This is a genomic window from Nocardia brasiliensis ATCC 700358, from assembly GCF_000250675.2.
GTDB classification, from domain to species: Bacteria; Actinomycetota; Actinomycetes; order Mycobacteriales; family Mycobacteriaceae; genus Nocardia; species Nocardia brasiliensis_B.
The window spans coordinates 3,235,699-3,257,708 of the sequence record NC_018681.1; the positions used below are offsets into that span (position 1 = coordinate 3,235,699).

The following is a 22,010-nucleotide window of genomic DNA, read 5'->3' on the forward strand; positions in this document are numbered from 1 at the left end:
CGCGCCGGGCCCGGTTCTGCCATCGTGTGGTGATGCGCATGTGGGATCGGTTCGCGGCCGTCGTCACCGCCGGCAAATCATGGGTACTGCTGCTCGCGCTCGTTGCCGTGTCGTTCGGCGTGATCGGCGGGATCGGCGACAACGACGCCGCCGGACAGGCCCCGAACTCGTTGCCGGGCAGCGCGGAATCGGCCCGCGTCAAAGAACTGCTCACCCAGTTTCCCGACGCGGGTACCGCGCCCGCGGTCGTCGTGGTGACCCGCACAGACGGCACGGAATTGCGGCCCGAGGATCTGGCGGGTCTGCGAGCGAAGCTGGGGGAGCCGCTCGTCGCGCCCGACCGGAAAGCCGCGATCGGACGGGTACCCGTCGATTCGACGCTGAGCGGATTCGCGCTCACCGATCGCATCGACGAACTGCGCGACGACGTCAAGGCGGCGCAACCAGCCGATCTGCGCATCCAGGTGACCGGTGGTCCCGCGTTCGGCGGTGACATCGCCGATTCCTTCGCCGGCGCGAACATCACCCTGCTCGCGGTGACCGCGGCCGTCGTCGCGCTGCTGCTCGTCGCCACCTATCGATCGCCCGTGCTCTGGCTGGTGCCCTTGCTCGTCGTCGGCTCGGCGGACCGGGTCGCCGCCGCCGTCGGCACCGGGCTGGCGCGCTGGACCGGGCTGGCCTTCGACGGTTCGACCTCGGGCATCACCAGCGTGCTGGTCTTCGGCGCCGGGACGAACTATGCGCTGCTGCTGGTTTCGCGCTATCGCGACGAGTTGCACCGGCACCCCGATCATCGGACCGCGCTACGGCACGCGGTGCGCCACGCCGGGCCCGCGATCCTGGCCAGCAACGTCACCGTCGTCGCCGCGCTGCTGACGCTGCTGCTCGCCTCGCTGCCCAATACGCGCAGTCTGGGGGTGGGTGCGGCGGCCGGGCTGTTGGTCGCCCTGCTGTTCGTGCTCGTCGCGCTGCCCGCGGCGCTCGCGCTGTGCGGACGGAATGTGTTCTGGCCGTTCGTGCCCCGCGCCGACGATCGGGTCGCGGCGGAAACGGGGATCTGGCATGCGATCGCGGCACGGGTGGTGCGCAGGCCGGTGCTGGTGGCGTGCGCGGCGCTGGTCGCGCTCGGCGCGTGCGCGGCCGGGCTGATCGGCGCCGACGTGGGGCTTTCCCAGACGGATCAGTTCCGAGTCCGTGCCGAATCCGTCGAGGGTTTCGACACGCTTGCCGCGCATTTCCCGGCCGGGGCGGCGAACCCGACCATCGTGCTCGCCCGCAGTGATTCGGCTGCCGCGGTGGAACAGACGCTGCGCGCCGTGCCCGGGGTCACCGACGCGCGGCCCACCGGGACGTCGCCGACCGGTCTGACCCGTTTCTCGGTCGTGCTGAACGCCGAACCCGGTTCACCGCAAGCCTTCTCGGCTATCGAGGCGATGCGCGGCGAGCTGGCCGACGTGCCCGGCGCGCTCGTCGGCGGTGGCGACGCGGAGGGTCTGGACACTCGTACGGCCGCCGAACACGATCAGCGCGTGGTGATTCCGACGATCCTGGCCATCGTGTCGGTGATCCTGCTGGCCCTGTTGCGGGCGGTGCCCGCCGCGGTGCTGCTGGTGGGCGTCTCGGTGCTGAGCGCATTGGCCGCGCTGGGGCTCGGCGCGTGGATCAGCCTGCACCTCTTGGGCTTTCCGGCGCTGGACACCAGTGCGCCGCTGTATGCCTTCCTGTTCCTGGTAGCCCTCGGCATCGACTACACCATTTTCCTGGTCACCCGGGCGCAGGAAGAGACGCCCGAGCACGGCAGCACCCAGGGCATCGTCCGCGCGGTCGCCGCCACCGGCTCGGTCATCACCAGCGCGGGCATCGTCTTGGCCGCCGTCTTCTGCGTCCTGGGTGTCCTGCCGCTGATCATCCTCACCCAGCTGGGCATCATCGTCGGCCTCGGCATCCTGCTCGACACCTTCCTGGTCCGAACCGTAGTGATCCCAGCCCTTTTCAGCATCGTCGGCCCCAAAATCTGGTGGCCCAACGCCCTCTCCCGAACCCCGCAGAAAACGCCGTAATGCCCGACGTCGTCGCGCACAGCGCCCATCGCGGGCGGCAAGCCCACGTTCTGGCGGCCGCGCTGAAGGGCTATCTGGGGTCGCCGATAAGGGAGGGTTCGGGCCAGCCGTAGACGCCGAAGTTCTCGCCGCGGCGGTAGAGGTCCAGGCCGGCGCGGGTGCTCTGGATGGTGTTCTCGGGGAGTTCGTCGAGGGGGAACCAGCGCAGCTCCGAGCAGGAGTCGGGTTCACGGTTGCAGGGTTCGCCGGACCAGTTCCGGGCGCGGAAGACGAACACGATCCGGGTCTGGCCGGGTGGGTGCTGGATGTGGATCGAGGCGACCAGCTCGACGTCGTCCCGCTCTACCTGGACGCCGATCTCCTCGTCGGCCTCGCGGATGATGGCGGTCAGGACGTCCTCGCCCTCGTCGAGCTTGCCGCCCGGGGCGTTCCACTGCCCGTCGGCGAACCCGGTGTTGCGCCGGCGCGCGAGCAGGACCCGCCCGTTCTCGATCAGCAGTAGTTGCACGCCGACGATGGTGCGGAAGATGGTCACCTGGCCTCCTGATCGGGTATGGGCACCGAGCATGCCATGTCCGGCACGTCCGCTAGTGCTGGGTCCAGTCCGGTTGGGTGAAATGGGAGACGCGGGCACTGTCGTGGTCCCGTCCGAGCAGGATGAGCTCGCGGAACTGCCAGAGCAGCGCGCCGGTGGGCGCGTGGATCGTCATATCGCTGCCCAGCCGCATCTGCAGCAGGCGCACGTCGTCTGGGGCAGCGACCGGCGCGGGCTCGTCGCGCAGTTCCGGCTGCGGGACCGCTTGCTGCCGCGACACCCAGTGCGGCACGTCGTCGGCGGCGAGCCGGTCGAGGTTCACCAAGTGCACCGAGTGGACCTCGCTCGGGTTCGGGGTCAGCTCGGCGGCGTCGGGCAGCGCCGCGATGAACGGCGTGATCACGAATCCGGAAGCGGCGGGGAAGTCGTCGAGCAGGCCGACCAGATCGGTGGACGCGACCGTCATGCCGAGTTCCTCGTGCAGTTCCCGCAGGACGGCCTGTTCGGCGGTCTCACCCGGATCGATCCGGCCGCCGGGCAGTCCCCACTGTCCCGCGTTGCGGCCCTGGTAGGCCCGTCGGATGACGATCACCGCGGGGGAGCCGTCGGCCTGCCCGACCACGCACAGCAGTACCGCGGCGCGGCGCAGGCCCGGCTCGTCGGGCACCTCGGTCCGGACGAACCGACGCAACCGGGTGCGGGCGAGGACGCGGAATTCGTCGACGCTCTCGGGCAGGAACGGTCCGGGAGTCATGCCTTCGATCTTGCCGCACTCCGGCCATAATCGTTCGCCGAGTTCACTTTCCCGGCCCGACATGCACCGGCACGTCGTCGGCCCAGGGCTGGCGGGTCACCATGTCGGCGACGTGCACCACGCCGTGCTCGAACTCGCCGGTGGCGGCGTCGACGAGCCGATAGGCCTGAGTGCCCTTGTGGATCGGCTGCGCGTCCAGCAGCACCACGCGGACCTCACCGGGCTCGAAGTGGCACCGCTGCTGCAGCGCGGTGATGAGTTGCTCGTTGTGCAGGTGCCCGTCGCCGAAGTTCCAGCCGACGGCGGTGCTGCAGATCCGTTCGCCGTCGGTGAGGACGTACTCGTCCTCGTGTCCCGCGGGCATCGCCCGGTGCACCAGCGTGAACAGCGCGCGTCCGTGGGTGTTCATGGCGCGGAAGGCATATCCCATGTACATCGGGATCTCCGCGCGGTCCTTCCCATAGAACCGTTCCAGTTGGGCCTGCGGCATGCTGGCGATCGCGACGATATGCCGGCTGATCTTCGCCGCCGCGGACGGCTTGACGCACCACATCGTGGTGTCCCAGTTGCCCGCGTAGTACCGCATGCCCGGCAGGAAGGATATCTTGCGCGGGAACAGGTTTCCGGTGACGACGATGCCCGCGATCACCACGAACAGCACCGCCACCGGCACCGGCTGGGTCAGTGCGCCCAAGCCGAGATCGGCGTGTGCCACGAACAGCACCAGCACGCCGAAGATCATGAAGACGTTCCACTCCAGCGGAACTCCCATCGGCACCGCCGTCAGGATGGCCAGGTGGAAGCCGATCATCAGGATCGCGGCCACCGCGGTCACCGGGCCGCCGTGCGAAAAGAACAGCACCACCGGCACGCACATCTCGACGACGGTGCCGCCGTGCGCGAACAGCCGGGAGAGGCGGCCGGGTCGCAGATCGTCCGGGAAGTTCTCGAAGAACCTGCGTTTGAGCGACTTGCGCCGGAACACCGGGCTGTTCGACATCATCGTGGACACCACGAACGGGAAGTGCTTGTTCAGTTTCGAGGTTGCGGCGCCCATCCAGATCACCACGAAAACCACCTTCGCGGCGACGATCGGATCGGCGGCCGTGAACAGGAAGGTGACCGTCAGCGTGGCGTACACCTCACCGCGCGCCGCCAGGAATATCACCTTGTCGCGCAACCCGATTGCGGCGAGCAGTCCGAGGATCACTGCGATCTCCCATACCGGCAGCAGCCCGATGGAAGTATTCATCTCCGACACCGGTCCGGTGCCATCGGAGACCAGCGCGACCGAAATCGCAACCAGCAGTGCGGCATACAAAGCGATATCGATGATCGTGCGATCGGTACCCCTGGTCAACGGCACCCGGTTCGGCCACGGCGGTAGCCGAATTGTCCTGGGCCGCAACCAATACAGGATCGAGCCGAGCGGCGGGAAGTATCTGTTGTTCAGCGGTCCGAACCCGCAACCGAGCCCGACCACCTCGAACAAGAGGGTGTAGAGCACCACCTTCTGGAAGACGATCGGCTCCGACCACCAGTCGCCCACCGCGGTGAATCCGTCGATGCCCGCGGTGCTCAGCGCGATCAGCCAGCCGCCGAGCAGGTAGAGGCAGATCTTGCCGACATAGAATAGGTGCAGAGCGACCGGAGTGCCGAAACCCACTTCGGCCCAATGCCGGGCCATCGGCCGAATCCGTTCGGCGCGTGTGCCTTTACGCCATTCCGGCAGATCGACCACTGGTAGGTCGGGCTCGAGAAAACCCATCAGCACGCTCCGCTCGACAACGCCGGGGGCCCACCGGATCAGGACCTCGCGGTCCCTGGATACGTTGGCAGTTGCGACATTTGCTGTCAATCAACTGTCCGGACATGCGCACACACCGGGACAGTTGATTGACATCGACACGGCTCGTGTGGTGGCCGCGGGATTCGCTATTCCTTGGAGTAGTCCGTGCTCAGCCACTTCTCCGGTCGCAGGCTGACCAGCAGCGAGGATTCGGAGAGGTTCTGCTCGGCGAAGGCCTTGCCCTCGTCGGGGCCGAGGTAGCGCACGGCGATGGCCAGCACGTCGTCCACGGTGGCGCGCTCGATGCTGGTCACCGTGCCCTCCACGGTGACGTACCGGTACGGCGGCTGCTCCACCTGCGCGGTCAGCGAGAACCGCCCCGCGGCCCGGATCAGGCGCTCTTTCACCGAGCCGTTGTCGGTCCAGATCTTCACCTCGCCACCCGGCTCGTACCCGTACCAGATCGGCACCGCGAGCGGCGCGCGATCGGCGCGTTCGATCGCGATCACCCCCACGTGCAACTCGGCCAGGAACTTCTCGCGTTCATCGCTGGTCATCTTCGCCATCGGGGATCCTTTCGGTCGGCGGACTTCCCTACGACGAACCTTGCGACATCGCGATCTATTCCGGGCGCCGGAAGATCGAAATTCGCTATTGCGTAATGAGCAATGAAACGGAAATGATCTTAGTACGAATCGCGGTGAATACCGTTCGGCTCGAGTCTATTTCGTTATTCACGGTCCCCAGTTGCCTCCCCACTCCTGTGCACTCGACCAATTATATGGCGGCGCTTTAAGGTTCGAATACCTACCGCATAGAGCCGAATATTCGGCCGACTATTGCCCATTCCGGGCACAGGGAGTCACCCATGTTCAACAGAAGAATGCTGTCCATCGTCACGGCGGCAGGTCTGGCACCGTTCGTCGTCGCCGTGCTGCCCGCGGGGCCCGCCAACGCACACGGCTATATTTCCTCGCCGGCCAGCCGGCAGGCGCAGTGCGCGCAGAACCAATTGCCCTGCGGCCCCATCAAATGGGAGCCACAGAGCGTCGAGGGCCCCAAGGGACAGCGCAATTGCAGCGCCGGTGACCGGCGCTGGGCCGACCTCGACGACGACAGCAAGCCGTGGAAGGTCCACCAGGTCGGCAGCACGGTGACCTTCACCTGGACGTTCACCGCCCGGCACCGGACCACGAACTACGAGTACTGGATCGGGAACACCAAGGTCGCCGACATCAGTGGCAACAATCGGCCGCCGGGTGCGACCGAAACGCACACGGTGAATCTCGGCAGTTTCACCGGTAAGCAGAAGCTGCGCAGCGTATGGAATATCGCCGATACTCCGAACGCTTTCTACTCCTGCGTCGATCTGCAGATCGGCCGGTAACGGCTCAGGCCAACTGACCCATCTCGCTGGCGAACCCGGACCGGCCCTCCGGTGGCTCCTGCGTAGCCGGATACGCGGCGCGGAGCCGTCGCTGCGCCGCCGGGCTCGCCGCGAGATGGTCCAGCCCGAGCAGGGCCGCGCCGAGAACCGGTGGGGCGACGACGATTCGGGGCTCCGCCAGCGGCGCGGCGGCGGCCAGCCGGGCCCGGACATTGTCGATCAGCAGCGGCTGTCGTGCGGCGAGCACACCACCGCCGAGCACCACGGGGGTCGGTTCGTCGAGCAGTTCGAGCTTGCGCAGGGCGACGAGTGCGAGGCGGGTGATCTCGTCGGCTTGCCGATCGATCAGCCGCAGCGCGGTCGGGTCACCCGCTTCCGCGGTGGCGAAGAGCACCCGGACCAGCTCGTGCAGCCGATGTTCGGCCAGCTGACCGAGGTGGATCGCCTCGGCGACCGCGTTGGCCCCGGCCATCCCGAAATACGCGCCGATCGCGGCGGACAGCGCCGTGGGCTCGCCCCGGCCGTCCTCGGCCCGCGCCGCGTACCACATTGCCGCGGCGGCCATTCCGCCGCCGCCACCCCAGTCTCCGGTGAGCACGCCGAGCGCCGGGAAACGCGCGGTCCGCCCGTCCGGTCGCAGCCCGGCGCAGTTGATCCCGGCCCCGCAGACCACCGCGACGCCGCACGGACCGTCGGTGCCGGCCCGCAGCAGGCCGAAGGTGTCGTTGGCGACGCCCACCGAGAGCCCCCACGGCCTGCCCGCGATGGCGGCGTGGAAGCGTCGCTCCTCGATGGGCAGATCGACATTGGCCATACAGGCGCTCACCCGGGTGGTGAGCACCCGCGCGCGGGTGAGCCCGGCCTGTTCGGCCACCGCGTCGACCAGCGGGGTGAGCCCCGCGATCGCCTGCTCCGCCCCGTCCCGATAGGGTTGATAGCCGCCGCCGCGCGCCGCGGCGAGGACCGTTCCGTCCAGCGCGACCAGGGCGACGTCGGTCTTGCTGTTGCCCGCGTCGATCGCGAGGACGCCCGGAACCTGCTCGTTCTGTGGGAGTTTCATCAAACGCTTCCCCCGCCAGCAGTGCACGGTGTTGGTCGGCATGGTCACGCCCAGCTCAGGTGCGCGCGGTTGTGCGCGATCAGCCGGTCGGTGAGCTGCTCGGCCAGTTCGAACTGGCCGACCAGCGGATGCGCCAGCAGCGCGTCGAAGACCAGTTCGCGCCCGCCTTCGACGGCGGCTCGCAACGCCAGCTGTTCGTACGCGGTGACGTGCGCGATCAGTCCGCCGAAGCGCGGGTCGAGCGGCGGCTGCGGCAGCGGATGGACGCCCGTCGCGTCCACCCGCGCGGGCACCTCGATCACCGCGTCGCCGGGCAGCGACGGCAGGGTGCCGTCGTTACGGGTGTTGACCACCTGCACGCCCGCGCCCGCACCGGTGCCGAGCAGCGCGGCGATCAGCTGCGCGGCAGCCTCGGAATAGAAAGCGCCACCGCGCTTTCCGAGCAGCTCGGGTTTGGTGTCCAACGCCGGGTCGGCGTACATGGTGAGCAACTGCCGTTCCAGCTCGGCCACCTCCGCGGCCCGGGAACCCTTCGCGCGCAACTCCTCGACGACGGTGTCGTGCTGATAGAAGTACCGCAGGTAGTACGACGGAACGACGCCAAGGTGCCGTAGCAGCTCGACCGGCAGCCGGGTATCGGCCGCGATCTCGGCGCCGAAATCGGCGAGCAGCTTGGGCAGCACCTCGTAACCTGTTGCCGCATCGGGACTGTCGAGCACGGTGACGCCGCGCTCCCAGGTGAGATGATTGAGGCCGACGTGGTCGAGCCGGACCAGCTCCGGCTCGACGCCCAAGTGCCGGGCGAACTTTCGCTGGAAATCGATGGCCACGTTGCACAGGCCGACCGCCTTGTGCCCGGCGGTCTGCAGCGCCCGGGTGACGATCCCGACCGGGTTGGTGAAGTCGATGATCCAGGCCTCCGGGTTGGCCCGGCGAATCCGCTCGGCGAGTTCGAGCACCACCGGGACCGTGCGCAGCGCCTTGGCCAGACCGCCCGCGCCGGTGGTTTCCTGTCCGACACAACCGCATTCGAGCGGCCAGGTCTCGTCTTCGTTGCGCGCGGCTTGCCCGCCGACGCGCAGCTGGAGCAGCACGGCATCGGCACCGTCGGCGCCTTGCGCGACGGACGGGGCGGTGGACACCCGGACCGGATCGCCCTGCTTCTCGAACATCCGGCGGGCCAGCCCGGCGATCAGCTCCAGCCGTTGCGCCGCCGGGTCGATCAGCACGATCTCGTCGATCGGCAGGGTGTCGCGCAGCCGCGCGAACCCGTCGATCAGCTCGGGTGTGTAGGTGGAGCCGCCGCCGACGACGGCCAATTTCAGTGCAGGCATCAGCCTTTCACCCCTGTCAGTGTCACGCCTTCGATGAAAGCCTTCTGCGCGAAGAAGAAGATGATGATCACCGGCGCCATCACCAGTACGGTGGCGGCCATGGTGAGATTCCAATTGGTGTGGTGCGCGGCCTTGAAGGACTCCAGTCCATAGCTGAGCGTCCAGGCGCCGGGGTTCTCGCTGGCATAGATCTGCGGACCGAAATAGTCGTTCCAGCAATAGAAGAACTGGAACAGCGTGACCGCCGCGATGGCGGGCCGCGCCATCGGCAGCACGATACGCAACAGAATGCGTAGTTCGCCGCAGCCGTCGATGCGCGCGGCCTCGAGATAGTCGTCGGGAATGGTCAGCAGGAACTGGCGCAGCAGGAATATCGAGAACGCCTCGCCGAAGGCCAGCGGAATGATCAGCGGCCACAGCGAGCCAGTGAGGTGAAACTGCTTGGACCACACTAGATACATCGGGATGACGGTGACCTGCGGGGGCAGCATCATCATCGAGACCACCGCCATCAATGCCAGATTGCGGCCGCGGAACCGGAATTTCGCGAGCGCGTAGGCCGCCGGAATGCTCGACAGCAGGGTCAGCGCGGTGCCCGCGCCGGCATACAGCAGGGTGTTGCGCCACCAGCCGAGGAAGCCGGGCGTCTGCCACACCTCGACGTAGTTGCGCCACTGCCATTGCGCGGGCCACAGATCCGAGGTGAGGGCCTGCCGGTCCGTCATCACCGAGGTGAGGAAGACGAACACGAACGGCAGGATGAACAGCAGCGCGACGGCGATCGCGAGCGAGTGCAGCGCCACCCAGTTGAGGGCGCCTTTGCGCCGTCCACCCCTGGTCTCGATCGGATCGGCGTGGACGGGCACCGGCAGCGTCGTGGTCATGGTCATCGCTCAGTCCTCCTGCAGGAAGCCGGATCTGCGCCGCAGCAGCAGCGAGGTGAAGGCCATCGACAGGCCGAACAGGATCACCGCGACCACACACGCCGAGCCGATGTCGAAGCGCTGGAACCCCAGGTTGTAGACCATCTGCGGCAGCGTCCAGGTGGAGCCGTGCGGGTAGCCGGGCTCGAACGGCTCACCGGCACTGCCGATCTTGCCGCTGGCCACCTTTCCGGCGACGATCGCCTGGGTGTAGTACTGCATGGTCTGGATCACCCCCGTCACCACCGCGAACAGGATGATCGGCGTGATGTTGGGCAGGGTGACGTACCGGAACCGATGCCAGGGCCCCGCGCCGTCCAGTTCCGCCGCCTCGTACTGCTCGCGGGAGACGTCGAGCAGCGCGGCGGTGAAGATGACCATCAGGTCGCCGATGCCCCACAGCGCGAGCATGGTCAACGCGGGCTTGGACCAGGTGGGATCGGTGAACCAACCCGGTTGCGGCAGGCCGATACTCCCGAGCAGGTGGTTGACCGGTCCGGTGCCGGGGTTGAGCAGGAACGCGAACGCCATCGTCGCGGCCACCGGCGGGGCCAGATACGGCAGGTAGAGCACCGTGCGCAGCAATCCCGCCCCGGTCTTGAGCTTGGTGACCAGCAGGCCGATCCCGAGCCCGAAAACCACGCGCAGCGAGACCATCACCACGATCAGCCACAGCGTGTTGCCGAGCCCTTTCCAGAAGTACGGGTACTTGTCCAGGACGTAGTTCCAGTTCTTCAGGCCCGCGAAGGTCGGTGCGGCGAAGCCGTCGTACCGCATGAACGAGAAGTAGACCGTGGACAGCAGCGGGTAGGCGAAGAAGCAGGCGAAGCCGATCAACGCGGGGGACAGGAACGCGAGGGTGCGGAGGGTGTCCCTGCGGCGCTTGCGTTTCAGCGCCGCGGGGACGGTCCGTTGCCGGAGTGCCATCGCCGGGTCACTTCGCCTGGTCGATCGCCTCGTCGATCTCCTTCGCGGTGGCGGCCAACCCCGCGCGCAAGTCGGGCTGTTTGCCCGCCTCGTACTCGTAACCGAAGTTGCGCAGCGAAAGCTGGTACGCGCCACCGTTGATGCTCGACGGGGTGGTGGACGAATGCGGGTTCTTCGCGATGTCGAGGAAGGTCTGGAAGTTGGCGTCGACCTTCAGCCGGGGCGAGCTGAGCGCGGCGAGGGTACTGGGCACGTTGTGGATGGCGTTGGCGAAGTCGACCACCGCGTCCGTGTCGGTGGTCAGGAACTTGACCAATTGCCAAGCGGCGGTTTGCTTTCGGCTGGAGTTCGCGACGCCGATGATGGTGCCGGTCTGGTAGCCGCGCCCGTAGGTGGCGGCTTGATCGTCGGGGACCGGGAACGGCGCGGTGGCCCACTCGAAGCTCACCGGGTCGACGGCGAGCGAGGCGGTACGCCATTCGCCGTCGAAGGACATCGCCACCTGGCCGGTGTGGAAGGGGTTGTTGGCGCTGAACTCGTCCCCGAAACCGGTGCGGTACTTCTCCAGCTTGTCGAAGCCGCCGAGCGCCGCGATCATCCGCTTCTGCCACTCGAACATCGCGGCCACCCTGGGATCGGTGGCGATATCGGACTTGCCGTCGGGGCCGAAATAGTCCGCGCCGTACTGGCCGAGGTAGTGCATCACCGAGGTCTCGTAGCCGTGATAGTTCGGCATGAAGCCGAGCTGCCGGAAGGTATCCCCTTCGGGGATGGTCAATTTCACGGCGGCGGCTTCGAACTCGCTGAACGTCTTGGGCGGCGCGGTGATACCGGCGGCGGCGAACGCGGTCTTGTTGTAGAACAGGCCGTAGGTGTCACCGAGCAGCGGCAGCGCGCACTGATTGCCTTGGAACCGGGTGTATTCGAGCATCGTCGCCGGGAAGGTGGCCACGGGGTCGATGCCGTCCTTGCGCAGGAACGGCGTGAGATCGGCCCAGACCTTCGCCGAACAGAACTTGCCGACCTGGTCGGTGGTGAAGGAGGACACCACATCCGGCGCCTCCGGGCCGCCCGCCCGCAACGCCTGTTCGCTCTTGTCGTCGGCGATGTTGCCGACCACCTTCACGTCGATGTTGGGGTGCAGTTTCTCGAACGCGGCGACGTTGGCCTCGATGGCCTGCACCTCGTTGTCCTGGCTCCAGCCGTGCCAGAAGGTGATGGTCACGTTCTTGCCGTCGGCCGAACCATCGTCGCCGCCACCGGAATTGGTGCCGGTGCAGGCGCTGACCAGCAGGGCGACGGTGGTGCAGGCGGTGAGCGCGGCGAGTGTTGTTCTGCGCATGGGGCGGTACTCCTGGCGTCGATCAATGAGTCGAGAAGACGGCGTCTCTCGTAGCGGCCAAGGCGCGCTGGAGCGCTCCGTGCAGCACCGGTGAGCCCGGCACGGTGCTGGAGCGCACCTCGGTGCGCGGCATGGTGAGTTCGTCGAGTGCGTCCTGCACGAGCGCGCGCAACCGTTCGCCGCCCGCGCGCGGCATCGCACCGGCCAGGATCAGCACCTCCGGGTCGACGACCGAGACGATGCTGGCGAGGCCGAGGGCGAGCCGGTCGGCGAGCTCGCTCAAGAAGGCGTCCCCGGCGTCCGGCGTCTCCAGCGCCTCGGCCACGACCAGTGCGGCGGTCGGCGCCGTGAGTCCGTGCCGGCGGGCCAGCGCGAGGACACCGGGCGCCCCGGCGAGTTTCTGGAATCCGCCCGAGTTCTTCCGGCGGACATCGTGCACCACCGGTGCGCCGGGCAGCGGCATGTAGCCGACTTCGCCTGCGCCGCTGTGGAAACCGCGATGCAGCCGACCGGCGATCACGATCGCCGCGCCGACGCCCTCGCCGGTCCAGAGTAAGGCGAAATCCTCGCACCCCTGGGCCGCGCCGTGGGCCTGTTCGGCCATGGCCGCGAGGTTCACATCGTTCTCGATCGAGACCGTGGTGCCGATCGCGGCTTCCAGTTCGGCGACGAGCCTGGGGGAGTGCCAGCCCGGCAGGTGGGTGGCGTAGCGCAGCTTGCCGGTGGCGGGGTCGAGCGCGCCGCCTATCCCGATGACCACCTCGCGCACCGCGTTCGCGGCGAGTCCGGCCAGTCCGATCGTCTCGGCGACGGCCTCGGCCACCTTGGTGAGCGTCTGCGCGGCCTGCCAGCCCTTGGTGCTGACCTCGTGCTCGGCCAGGGCGGTGCCGGTGATGTCGGCGACCGCCAGGCGAATCGAGGTATTGGTGACGTCTACCCCCGCCACGTATGCGGCGGCCGGATTGACTTGGTAGAGCTGCGCGTTCGGGCCCGGCCCACCCGCCGCGGTACCCACCGGCACGACCAGGCCCGCGGCCTCCAGGCGGGTGAGCAGCTGGGAGGCGGTCGGCTTGGACAACCCCGTCAGCGTGCCGATCTGGGTGCGCGAGAGCGGGCCGTTGTCGAGCAGCAACTCCAGTGCGGCGCGGTCGTTGATCGCGCGCAGCAGGCTCGGTGTCCCGGCGAGGGGGTGTCGGGGATAGGTCACGCGATACACCCCATTCCGGATCCGGCGGCGACGCCCGGATGAACTATTAGGAAAGTTTCCAATCGATGTGAGCTAGGACACTAAACCAGGCTCGACCGCATGTCAATCGGTGTGCGTGTCGAATGGCCAAGTACTGGAGGCTGACTCGTCAACTGCGCAGTCCGGGACGTTCAACTCGCGGTTATACCGTTCGGCTGTAACCGGTGCACAGCAGACGGAGACCCCCATGCTCGACCCCCGACTTCGGACCGCCTGGCTGGCGAATGTGGCAGTCGGCGCGGCGACGGTGTCCGCGCGGACCCCGATCTATCTGCGGCCTGCCACCCGGCGCTCGGATTCGATACGTACGCACCGTGATTCGATCATCGCGTCGGACCTGGAGGTGGTGACGGTCACCGCAGACTCGGTGATCCTCACCTGGACCACGCGGACGCGCGACAGCGCCGGACGGCTGCGGCCCGTCCCCGCCGATACCGAGGTGCGCCTGGCCCCGGTCGACGGGCGATGCCAGGCGCGCACCCGCTACCTCGACGCGACGCCGACTCCTTATCACTACGCCGAAGTGACCGGACTGGAGCCGGGGCGCGGCTACCGCTTCGAGGCGTACTCGAACGGTCACCGCGCCGGGCCGGCTCGGACGCTGGTGACCCGCCAGTCCGGAACCCCGGAATCCACCGGTGTTTTCACGACCGCGCCACCGCCCCCGGGGCGGCTGCTGCGCACCCTCGCCCTGGCCAACGACGTGCACTACGGCGAGCAGGTCAGCGGTCTCGTGCTCAGCGGGCTGCCCACCGGCTTGCGCCACGACACCGGCCGGTATCCCGAGGTCATGCTCGATGCCCTGCTCGACGACGTACGCAGGCCCGATCGCGCGGCCGATCACCTGATCCTGGCGGGGGACCTCACCGACAGCGGCACCCTCGAACAGTCGCGGGGTGTCCGGGCCCGGTTGGATTCCTGGGGTGTGCTCGGTTCGGACTACGTCGTCTGCCGGGGCAATCACGACAAGCCGCTGGAGCAGCGTGGAGTACGAACCGATCACTGGGGCACCGTGTTTCATGCCCGGCAACAGCTGGTCGAGTATCGACTCGGCGGCCTGCGCCTGATCGGGCTGGACACCACCCGGCTGCGCGGGTCCGGTGGCACCATCGTCGCGCCGCAACTCGATCGGCTCCGCGACATCCTGTCCGCCGACCCGGACTGCCCCACCGTGGTTTTCGGCCACCATCCGGTGACTTCGCATGCGGCGGTGAGTAATCCGGGCGGCCCGGGGTTCGTGCTGGACCGCGCCAATGCCGGTGCGCTGCAGGCCGTCTACCGCGCCGCGCCGGGAGTGTTCCTGCAGCACAGCGGCCACACGCATCGCAACCGGGTGAACCGCCCGGATGCCGGGACCGGTGTCGAATTCCTCGAAGTCGCCGCGGTGAAGGAGTATCCGGGCGGGTACATGCTGCTGCGCCTCTACACCGGCGGGTACACGCTGAACTTCTACAAGACCCGCTCGGCTGCCGCGCGCAGCTGGAGCACCCGCACCCGCCGGCAGTACTTCGGGCTGCATCCCGACCACGCCCTCGGCAGCTGTGCCGACCGCAACCATGGCGCCCGCCGCGACTTCTCCGGTATTGACCCGCGCTGACCAGCGGATTCGCCGAGCCGGTCACACGGTGAAACACCACTGGGTATGATCCGTCGAACAGTGGTGGCGGGCATGTTCATCCGGATCGGGAGGGACTGTGGTGGGGGATTTCGCGACGATCTTCGATCGGGTGCGCGGCTCGTTACTGGGTGGCGCCGTCGGTGACGCACTCGGCTGGCCCATCGAATTCCTGCGGCTCGAACAGATCCGGGCACAGCACGGCCCCGACGGCGTGACCGGCTTCCTGCCCGCGTACGTCCAGGACGAGGCGCAGCAGATCACCGACGACACCCAGATGACGTTGTTCACCGCGGAGGGACTGCTGCGCGCGACGCCGGGCGTGGACGCGCTGCCCGCGCTGCGCCGGTCCTACTTGCGCTGGTTGCAGACTCAGCGACAGGAAGAGCCGACGGCGCAGCCCGACGGCTGGCTGGCGAGCCTGCCGTTCCTGTACGCGGTGCGGGCGCCGGGGAACGCGTGCATGTCCGGGCTGGGCAAGCAGGCCCGCGGGTATATCGCGCCGAGTCCGCTGGGTGAGCCCGGCCCGGTGAATCCCGAGTCGAAGGGTTGCGGCACGGTGATGCGCTCCGCGCCGTTCGGCCTGGCCGGAATGGGTTCGGAGCGCGCGTTTTCGCTGGCCGCCCGAGCCGCACAGCTGACCCACGGTCATCCCACCGGCTACTTCGCCGCGGGCGCGTTCGCGGCCCTGATCGACCGGGTGGTGAGCGGTATCGAACTGCCGATCGCCCTGCCGCAGACCATCGCGCAATTGGCGGAGTTCCCCGCGGCCGCGGAAACCGTTGCGGCACTGGAACGCGCCATCGAGGCGGCCGAAACTCCGGCCACCGCCGAACAACTCGAAACCGTGGGCGCGGGCTGGATCGCCGAGGAATGTCTGGCGATCGCGGTCTACTGCGCGTTGCACGCGGCCAAGACGGGCGATCCGCGTGCGGCCCTGCTGCTCTCGGTCAATCACTCCGGCGACTCCGATTCCACCGGCGCGGTCGCGGGCAACCTGATCGGCGCCGTGCACGGGCTGTCGCAGTTGCCGATGGATCTGGTCGCCGCGGTCGAGGGGCGCGACGTGCTGATCCAGGTCGCCGACGACCTGGTGATGAACTACGGGCTCGGCGACCGAGCCGCGGTCGCCATCCGATACCCGATCGACGAAGGTCTCTGAGTTCCAGCACGCCCGCAGCCCCGCACACCGGGTCGGCGTGCGGGGCTGCGGGGGGAGCGGCCGCTGTCCGGTGTGCCGGTCAGCGCACCCGGGTCAGGACAGCTCGAAGCGATCCAGGTTCATCACCTTCACCCAGGCGGCGATGAAGTCCCGCGCGAACTTCTCTTTCGCGTCGTCGGTGGCGTAGACCTCGGCGAGCGCGCGCAGCTGCGAGTTCGAGCCGAAGACCAGATCGACCCGGCTGCCGGTCCAGCGCACCGCGCCGCTGTCGCGATCGGTGCCGTCGTAGCTGCCCTCGTGGCCCGCCGGCGCCCACTGGGTGCCCATGTCGAGCAGGTGCACGAAGAAGTCGTTGCTCAGCACACCCGGGTTCGCGGTGAACACACCCGCCGCGGACTGTCCGTGGTTCGCGCCGAGCACGCGCAGTCCGCCCACGAGGACCGTCATCTCGGGCGCGCTGAGGGTCAGCAGGTTCGCCCGATCGATGAGCAGGTATTCGGCGGGCAACCGGTTGCCCTTGCCGAGGTAGTTGCGGAAGCCGTCGGCCGCGGGTTCCATCGCGGCGAAGGACTCCACATCGGTCTGCTCCTGCGTGGCGTCGGTGCGTCCCGGCGTGAACGGCACCTCGAGCGCGAAACCCGCGCTCGCGGCCGCCTGCTCGATCGCCGCCGAACCGGCCAGCACGACCAGGTCGGCGAACGAGACCCGGGTGTTGCCGGTCTGCGCCGCGTTGAACGACTCCTGGATGCCTTCGAGCACCGGCAGCACGAGCGCGAGCTGGTCGGGCTCGTTGACCTCCCAGCCACGTTGCGGCTGCAGCCGGATGCGTCCGCCGTTCGCGCCGCCGCGCTTGTCACTGCCGCGGAACGACGCCGCCGCCGACCAGGCCGTCGAAACGAGCTGGGCGACAGTCAGTCCCGAGGCGAGGATCTGGCTCTTGAGCGCCGCGATATCGGCCGCGCCGATCAGGTCGTGGGTGACGGCCGGAATCGGGTCCTGCCACAGCAGCGTCTCCTGCGGCACCAGCGGGCCGAGGTAGCGCACGACCGGTCCCATGTCGCGGTGGGTGAGTTTGAACCAGGCCTTGGCGAACTCCTGCGCCAGTTCCTCGGGGTGTTCGAGCCAGCGGCGGGTGATCCGCTCGTAGCTCGGGTCGACGCGCATCGAGAGGTCGGTCGTCAGCATGCCCGGCTGCTGCGTCTTCGCCGGATCGTGCGCGTCGGGCACCAGACCCGCGCCGCCGCCGTCCTTGGGAATCCACTGGTGCGCGCCCGCCGGGCTCTTGGTCAACTCCCATTCGTAGCCGTAGAGCGTCTCCAGGAAGCTGTTGTCCCACGCGATCGGGGTCGGCGTCCAGGTGACTTCGAGACCGCTGGTGATCGCGTCCTTGCCCGCGCCGGTGCCGAACGAGCTCTTCCAGCCCAGGCCCTGTTCTTCCAGCGGCGCGGCCTCGGGCTCGGGGCCGACGTGATCGGCCGGGCCCGCGCCGTGCGCCTTGCCGAAGGTGTGCCCGCCGACGATCAGTGCCGCGGTCTCGATGTCGTTCATCGCCATCCGGGCGAACGTCTCGCGGATATCGATGGCGGCCGCGAGCGGATCCGGATTGCCGTTGGGGCCTTCCGGATTCACGTAGATCAGGCCCATTTGCACTGCGGCCAGCGGCTTTTCGAGGTCGCGGTTACCGCTGTAGCGGCCGTCGCCGCCGAGCCAGGTGTGCTCCGGACCCCAGTAGACGTCCTCCTCCGGCTCCCACTGATCGACCCGGCCGCCGCCGAACCCGAAGGTGTCGAAGCCCATCGACTCCAGCGCGACGTTGCCGGCGTAGACGATCAGATCCGCCCACGAGAGCTTCTTGCCGTACTTCTTCTTCACCGGCCACAGCAGCCGGCGGGCCTTGTCCAGGCTCGCGTTGTCGGGCCAGCTGTTCAACGGCGCGAACCGCTGCATGCCCGCGCCCGCGCCGCCGCGTCCGTCGCTGACCCGGTAGGTACCCGCCGAGTGCCAGGCCATTCGGATGAAGAACGGCCCGTAGTGCCCGAAGTCGGCCGGCCACCAGTCCTGCGAGGTCGTCATCACCGCTTCGATATCGCGCTGCACCTCGGCCAGGTCGAGGGTCGCGAACTCCGCGGCGTAGTCGAAGTCCGGGTCCATCGGGTTGGCGACGGCCGGGTTCTTCTGCAGGATCTTCAGGTTGAGCTGGTTCGGCCACCAGTCACGGTTGCCACCGCCCTCGGTCGGGTACTTGAGGCGACCGGCCACGGGGCAGCCGCCTGCGGCGGGCTCCGTGTTCGCCTCGGCGATGGGCGGGTGTTCTTCGGGCACGGATATTCCTTTCGCGATGCCTCGGGCTGCGGGTCTCGCGCACGAGACACCCCGAAGTTGTGGATACGTTCAGAAGTATGAATCATTCCAGTCTTTGCCGGGCCGTTTTCCCCGGATTGCTCGAAGAGCGCACGTCGATCGGGTGCCGGGCTGTCGCGCGGCCGCGTTCCGGCGAATAATGACCGAAGTGTGACGCCCGGCTGAGCGGGGACTTTCCGGATCGGACCGTTCGTTGTACGGGAAGCCGATATGAGGAGGTCATGTGGCACAGGAATACAACCGGAACCCTGCGGCGGTCTCCGCGCTGTCGCCGGAGCAGTACCACGTCACCCAGGAGAACGGGACAGAGCGCGCGTTCACCGGCGAGTACTGGGACAACCACGAGCCGGGGATCTACGTGGACGTGGTGTCGGGCGAGCCGTTGTTCGCGTCGGTCGACAAGTTCGACAGCGGCTCCGGCTGGCCGAGCTTCACCAAGCCGATCGATGCCGCGAATGTGGTCGAGAAGCGGGACTTCAGCCACCTGATGATCCGGACCGAGGCACGCTCGGCGCATGGCGACAGCCATCTCGGGCATGTGTTCAAGGACGGCCCGCGCGCCGCGGGCGGCCTCCGATACTGCATCAACTCGGCGGCACTGCGGTTCATCCACCTCGACGACCTCGAGGCGCAGGGGTACGGACAGTACAAGGCACTTTTCACGAAGGAGGACGCGTGAGCGACACGCGAAAGGCGATTCTGGCCGGCGGCTGCTTCTGGGGCATGCAGGAATTGATCCGCAGGCAGCCCGGGGTGGTGTCGACGCGCGTCGGCTACACCGGCGGCAGCAACGACCACCCGACCTATCGCAATCACCCGGGTCACGCGGAGGCCGTGGAGATCGTCTACGACCCGGCGCAGACCGATTACCGGGCGCTGCTGGAGTTCCTCTTCCAGATCCACGATCCGACGACGAAGGACCGGCAGGGCAACGACATCGGCAGCAGCTACCGCTCGGCGATCTTCTATCTGGACGACGAGCAGAAGCGCGTCGCGCTGGACACCATCGCCGACGTCGACGCCTCGGGCCTGTGGCCGGGCAAGGTCGTCACCGAGGTGACCCCGGCGAGTGAGTTCTGGGAGGCCGAAGCCGACCACCAGGACTACTTGCAGAAGTACCCGAACGGCTACACCTGCCACTTCCCCCGTCCGGGCTGGAAGCTGCCGAAGCGGGCGGCTGCCACGCAGTAACCGCGGTCCTGTGAATTCTGGCCGGTACTCTTATCGCTGGGGTACCGGCCAGAGTCGTTGTGCGGCAGGGAACTCCGGTCAGCCGACCGCGGGCGCACCGGCCATGGCCGTCGCGGTCAGCTCGACCGAGCGCACCCGGTCGGCGATGCCGGTGGCGTGATGGGCGGTGATGAGTTCGTCGGCGTCGATGGACGCGGCGAAATCGTCCAGGTAGGTCCGGACCTCGGCGGGCGTGCCGACCGCGGTGTACTTGGTCATCGCGGTGAGCTGCCAGCCGTTGGGCGAGGCGAGGAACGCGTCGATGTCCGCGTCGGAGAAGTCGGCGCCCGCCGCGCCCCGCTTGATCATCATCCGGGCGCGCGCCCGGTAGGCGACGGTCTTCTGCTCCGCCGCGTCGTCGGCGTCCGCGGCGGCGAACACGTTGACCCCGGCCATCACGTACGGCTCGGCCAGCTGCTCGGACGGACGGAACACGTCGCGGTAAACCGATACCGCCTGGTGTAGCGCGTCGGGCGCGAAGTGCGACGCGAACGCGTACGGCAGGCCGAGCTGCCCGGCGAGCTGTGCGCCGAACAACGACGAACCCAGAATGTACAGCGGCACAACACCTTCCGCGCGCGGTACGGCGCGCACACCCGGTACCCGGGTGTTCCCGGTCAGGTAGCCCTGCAACTCCAGCACGTCCTGCGGGAAGGAGTCCGCCGATGACGGATCGCGGCGCAGCGCGTACATCGTCTTCTGATCGCTACCGGGTGCGCGGCCCAGCCCGAGATCGATCCGGCCGGGGAACAGCGTCTCCAGCGTGCCGAACTGCTCGGCGATCACCAGCGGGGAATGGTTGGGCAGCATGATGCCGCCCGCGCCGAGCCGGATGGTCGCGGTGTGCTCGGCGATGTGGCCGATCAGCACGCTGGTCGCGCTCGACGCGATGGATCCCATGTTGTGATGCTCCGCGTACCAGACGCGGCGGTAGCCGCTGCGTTCGGCGGCCTGCGCCAGCGCGACACTGTTGGCGAAGCTGTCGCGCGCGGTCTGGCCGGGCGCGATCGATGCCAGGTCGAGGATGGACAGGGCGATGGGCATGGGACGCCGCCTTTCGGGATCAGAGAACGCGCTGCAGTTGTGCGGTGAAGGCCCGGATGCGGGCGTCGTCGCGGCGGTAGTAGATCCATTGACCGCGCCGGGTGCCGGTGACGAACCCCGCGCGCTGCAGGATCGCCAGGTGCGTCGAGATGGTCGAGGCCGAGGTGCCGGCCTTCTGCTGGATCAGGCCCGCGCAGACGCCGAGTTCGGCGGTATCGCAGGCCCGCCCGGGGAAGTGCACGTCCGGCTCCTTGAGCCATTCCAGCACCCGCAGCCGGGTCTCGTTCGCCAGCGCCTTGCATTCGTCCAGCACGGGCACCGCCCTTCGTTATTTCGCTAATTAACGAAACTACGCCGCGTTCTACTGCTCGGCACCATGATGCAGGTCACTCCGAGCCGCGGCACCACCCTGTGCAACCCGCGCGACCACACCCGGTACAACGCGGTCGTGCTCGATTCCATGCCCTTGCGCCGAAGGTGCGATTCAGCCGCCGGACGGACCGCCGACCACGGTCGGTTGCGGTCGTGCCGACAGGGCGGTGGGCGCGATGGTGTCGAACAGCCGCAGGACGTCGCGCACGAATTCGATGCGGCCGACGCCGAGCCGGGCCAGCGCGGGTCCGTGGTCCGCGGCGACCACCACCGTCGAGCCGGCCAGGAACAGCCACCACAGCACCGCGATCACCCGGCGCGCGCCGGGCGTGCTCGTGGCGAACGCAGCCCGCAGGCGCTGGCAGTGGAACGGCACGTGCCGGAGTTCGTCGTTCAGGATCAATCCGGCGACCTGCGTGGTCAGCGGATCGTCGGTGCCGTCGCGCAACGCGCGGTAATAGCGCAGCGCGACGATCTCCGCGACCATCAGCACGGTCAATTCCAGCCGCAGCCCGAGCATCCGGCGCAGTCGCACGAAAACCAGGTCGCTCCAATGGCTTCCGATGGTCCGCCAGCCGCCTGCCCGCAGCAGCAAGCCCAGCAGTCGCGCGTGATTGATCTCCTCGGCGATGAACAGCCGGACTGCCGCGGCGTACTCCGGATCGCCCGCGCGCTCGGCCTTGGCGATGAGATTCGCGCCGTCGCCGCTCTCGCCGACCTGGAAGCGTTGCACACTGCGCGCGACGGCCGGATGCAGCCGTGCTCCGCTCGCCCATTCCGGATCGCCGAGCGCGGCCCTGGCCACCGCCTTCGCCTCGAATTCGCTTGTCCACCGCGAGAACTCGTGCACATCCACCCTGTCGACCTCC

General features: G+C 68.2%; 20 protein-coding genes. 6 read left to right on the top strand and 14 right to left on the bottom strand.

The window, feature by feature from the left end; genetic code table 11:
* Positions 1–32: 32 nt before the first annotated feature.
* Positions 33–2,060: an MMPL family transporter gene (locus O3I_RS14650; protein ID WP_081594299.1), complete on the top strand. Its 2,028-nt coding sequence runs from the start codon at positions 33–35 to the stop codon at positions 2,058–2,060.
* 70 nt (positions 2,061–2,130) lie between these two features.
* Here O3I_RS14650 and O3I_RS14655 read toward each other — a convergent pair whose 3' ends face one another.
* The 4 genes from O3I_RS14655 to O3I_RS14670 form a co-directional block, all read right to left on the bottom strand.
* The gene (locus O3I_RS14655) at positions 2,131–2,595 is read right to left on the bottom strand and encodes an NUDIX hydrolase (protein WP_014983709.1); all 465 of its coding nucleotides are present in this window, start codon (positions 2,593–2,595) and stop codon (positions 2,131–2,133) included.
* A 52-nt stretch (positions 2,596–2,647) separates the two neighbouring features.
* Positions 2,648–3,349, bottom strand: coding sequence for an NUDIX hydrolase (locus O3I_RS14660; RefSeq protein WP_041563806.1), 702 nt, complete (start codon positions 3,347–3,349; stop codon positions 2,648–2,650).
* A 43-nt stretch (positions 3,350–3,392) separates the two neighbouring features.
* Positions 3,393–5,117 carry a DUF3556 domain-containing protein gene (locus tag O3I_RS14665; protein ID WP_014983711.1) on the bottom strand — a complete coding sequence of 575 codons (1,725 nt, stop codon included), beginning with the start codon at positions 5,115–5,117 and terminating at the stop codon, positions 3,393–3,395.
* A 167-nt stretch (positions 5,118–5,284) separates the two neighbouring features.
* On the bottom strand, positions 5,285–5,704 hold the full coding sequence (locus O3I_RS14670; RefSeq protein WP_014983712.1) for a pyridoxamine 5'-phosphate oxidase family protein: 420 nt from the start codon (positions 5,702–5,704) through the stop codon (positions 5,285–5,287).
* A gap of 302 nt (positions 5,705–6,006) precedes the next feature.
* Here O3I_RS14670 and O3I_RS14675 point away from each other — a divergent pair, with 302 nt between their 5' ends.
* Complete coding sequence (locus O3I_RS14675; RefSeq protein ID WP_029893104.1) at positions 6,007–6,525, top strand: lytic polysaccharide monooxygenase auxiliary activity family 9 protein; 519 nt, start codon at positions 6,007–6,009, stop codon at positions 6,523–6,525.
* A 4-nt stretch (positions 6,526–6,529) separates the two neighbouring features.
* Here O3I_RS14675 and O3I_RS14680 read toward each other — a convergent pair whose 3' ends face one another.
* The 6 genes from O3I_RS14680 to O3I_RS14705 are packed head-to-tail and all read right to left on the bottom strand — an operon-like array spanning position 6,530 to position 13,318.
* Complete coding sequence (locus O3I_RS14680) at positions 6,530–7,585, bottom strand: N-acetylglucosamine kinase (protein ID WP_051066946.1); 1,056 nt, start codon at positions 7,583–7,585, stop codon at positions 6,530–6,532.
* A gap of 44 nt (positions 7,586–7,629) precedes the next feature.
* Positions 7,630–8,919: a 6-phospho-beta-glucosidase gene (locus tag O3I_RS14685; protein ID WP_014983715.1), complete on the bottom strand. Its 1,290-nt coding sequence runs from the start codon at positions 8,917–8,919 to the stop codon at positions 7,630–7,632.
* The gene (locus O3I_RS14690; protein ID WP_014983716.1) at positions 8,919–9,809 is read right to left on the bottom strand and encodes a carbohydrate ABC transporter permease; all 891 of its coding nucleotides are present in this window, start codon (positions 9,807–9,809) and stop codon (positions 8,919–8,921) included. The genes O3I_RS14685 and O3I_RS14690 overlap by 1 nt, the downstream gene beginning before the upstream one ends.
* Before the next feature lie 3 nt (positions 9,810–9,812).
* Positions 9,813–10,769, bottom strand: coding sequence for a carbohydrate ABC transporter permease (locus O3I_RS14695; RefSeq protein WP_014983717.1), 957 nt, complete (start codon positions 10,767–10,769; stop codon positions 9,813–9,815).
* A 7-nt stretch (positions 10,770–10,776) separates the two neighbouring features.
* Positions 10,777–12,111, bottom strand: coding sequence for an extracellular solute-binding protein (locus O3I_RS14700; RefSeq protein ID WP_014983718.1), 1,335 nt, complete (start codon positions 12,109–12,111; stop codon positions 10,777–10,779).
* Positions 12,112–12,133: 22 nt separating this feature from the next.
* Positions 12,134–13,318, bottom strand: coding sequence for an ROK family transcriptional regulator (locus O3I_RS14705; RefSeq protein ID WP_041563812.1), 1,185 nt, complete (start codon positions 13,316–13,318; stop codon positions 12,134–12,136).
* 226 nt (positions 13,319–13,544) lie between these two features.
* Between O3I_RS14705 and O3I_RS14710 the strand changes: the two genes are divergently transcribed.
* Both O3I_RS14710 and O3I_RS14715 read left to right on the top strand, forming a co-directional pair.
* Positions 13,545–14,954 (top strand): metallophosphoesterase, encoded by a 1,410-nt coding sequence (locus tag O3I_RS14710; RefSeq protein WP_014983720.1) that lies wholly within the window; start codon positions 13,545–13,547, stop codon positions 14,952–14,954.
* Between the two features lie 97 nt (positions 14,955–15,051).
* Positions 15,052–16,134, top strand: coding sequence for an ADP-ribosylglycohydrolase family protein (locus O3I_RS14715; protein ID WP_202804934.1), 1,083 nt, complete (start codon positions 15,052–15,054; stop codon positions 16,132–16,134).
* Positions 16,135–16,227: 93 nt separating this feature from the next.
* Here the strand turns inward: O3I_RS14715 and katG are convergent, their stop codons facing one another.
* A complete protein-coding gene (gene katG, locus O3I_RS14720; RefSeq protein WP_014983722.1) occupies positions 16,228–18,456 on the bottom strand; it encodes a catalase/peroxidase HPI in 2,229 nt (742 codons plus the stop codon).
* A 262-nt stretch (positions 18,457–18,718) separates the two neighbouring features.
* Here katG and msrB point away from each other — a divergent pair, with 262 nt between their 5' ends.
* Entirely contained in the window at positions 18,719–19,174 is a 456-nt protein-coding gene (msrB, locus tag O3I_RS14725) for a peptide-methionine (R)-S-oxide reductase MsrB (RefSeq protein WP_014983723.1), read from the top strand.
* Entirely contained in the window at positions 19,171–19,686 is a 516-nt protein-coding gene (gene msrA, locus O3I_RS14730; protein WP_014983724.1) for a peptide-methionine (S)-S-oxide reductase MsrA, read from the top strand. Before msrB ends, msrA begins: the two co-directional genes overlap by 4 nt.
* 78 nt (positions 19,687–19,764) lie before the next feature.
* Here msrA and O3I_RS14735 read toward each other — a convergent pair whose 3' ends face one another.
* The 3 genes from O3I_RS14735 to O3I_RS14745 all read right to left on the bottom strand — a co-directional run bounded on the left by O3I_RS14735 (position 19,765) and on the right by O3I_RS14745 (position 21,997).
* A complete protein-coding gene (locus O3I_RS14735) occupies positions 19,765–20,769 on the bottom strand; it encodes an LLM class flavin-dependent oxidoreductase (RefSeq protein WP_014983725.1) in 1,005 nt (334 codons plus the stop codon).
* A gap of 19 nt (positions 20,770–20,788) precedes the next feature.
* Positions 20,789–21,088: an ArsR/SmtB family transcription factor gene (locus O3I_RS14740; protein WP_014983726.1), complete on the bottom strand. Its 300-nt coding sequence runs from the start codon at positions 21,086–21,088 to the stop codon at positions 20,789–20,791.
* A 165-nt stretch (positions 21,089–21,253) separates the two neighbouring features.
* Positions 21,254–21,997 carry a ferritin-like domain-containing protein gene (locus tag O3I_RS14745; RefSeq protein ID WP_141692312.1) on the bottom strand — a complete coding sequence of 248 codons (744 nt, stop codon included), beginning with the start codon at positions 21,995–21,997 and terminating at the stop codon, positions 21,254–21,256.
* Between the last annotated feature and the right edge of the window lie 13 nt (positions 21,998–22,010).

Excerpts from the sequence above, each read along its gene's own strand:
- O3I_RS14735 (WP_014983725.1), bottom strand. The coding sequence starts at position 20,769 with ATGCCCATCGCCCTGTCCATCCTCGACCTGGCATCGATCGCGCCCGGC.
- O3I_RS14680 (WP_051066946.1), bottom strand. The coding sequence starts at position 7,585 with ATGAAACTCCCACAGAACGAGCAGGTTCCGGGCGTCCTCGCGATCGAC.
- O3I_RS14700 (WP_014983718.1), bottom strand. The coding sequence starts at position 12,111 with ATGCGCAGAACAACACTCGCCGCGCTCACCGCCTGCACCACCGTCGCC.
- O3I_RS14690 (WP_014983716.1), bottom strand. The coding sequence starts at position 9,809 with ATGACCATGACCACGACGCTGCCGGTGCCCGTCCACGCCGATCCGATC.
- O3I_RS14675 (WP_029893104.1), top strand. The coding sequence starts at position 6,007 with ATGTTCAACAGAAGAATGCTGTCCATCGTCACGGCGGCAGGTCTGGCA.
- O3I_RS14685 (WP_014983715.1), bottom strand. The coding sequence starts at position 8,919 with ATGCCTGCACTGAAATTGGCCGTCGTCGGCGGCGGCTCCACCTACACA.
- O3I_RS14665 (WP_014983711.1), bottom strand. The coding sequence starts at position 5,117 with ATGGGTTTTCTCGAGCCCGACCTACCAGTGGTCGATCTGCCGGAATGG.
- O3I_RS14710 (WP_014983720.1), top strand. The coding sequence starts at position 13,545 with ATGCTCGACCCCCGACTTCGGACCGCCTGGCTGGCGAATGTGGCAGTC.
- O3I_RS14660 (WP_041563806.1), bottom strand. The coding sequence starts at position 3,349 with ATGACTCCCGGACCGTTCCTGCCCGAGAGCGTCGACGAATTCCGCGTC.
- O3I_RS14650 (WP_081594299.1), top strand. The coding sequence starts at position 33 with ATGCGCATGTGGGATCGGTTCGCGGCCGTCGTCACCGCCGGCAAATCA.
- O3I_RS14695 (WP_014983717.1), bottom strand. The coding sequence starts at position 10,769 with ATGGCACTCCGGCAACGGACCGTCCCCGCGGCGCTGAAACGCAAGCGC.
- O3I_RS14670 (WP_014983712.1), bottom strand. The coding sequence starts at position 5,704 with ATGGCGAAGATGACCAGCGATGAACGCGAGAAGTTCCTGGCCGAGTTG.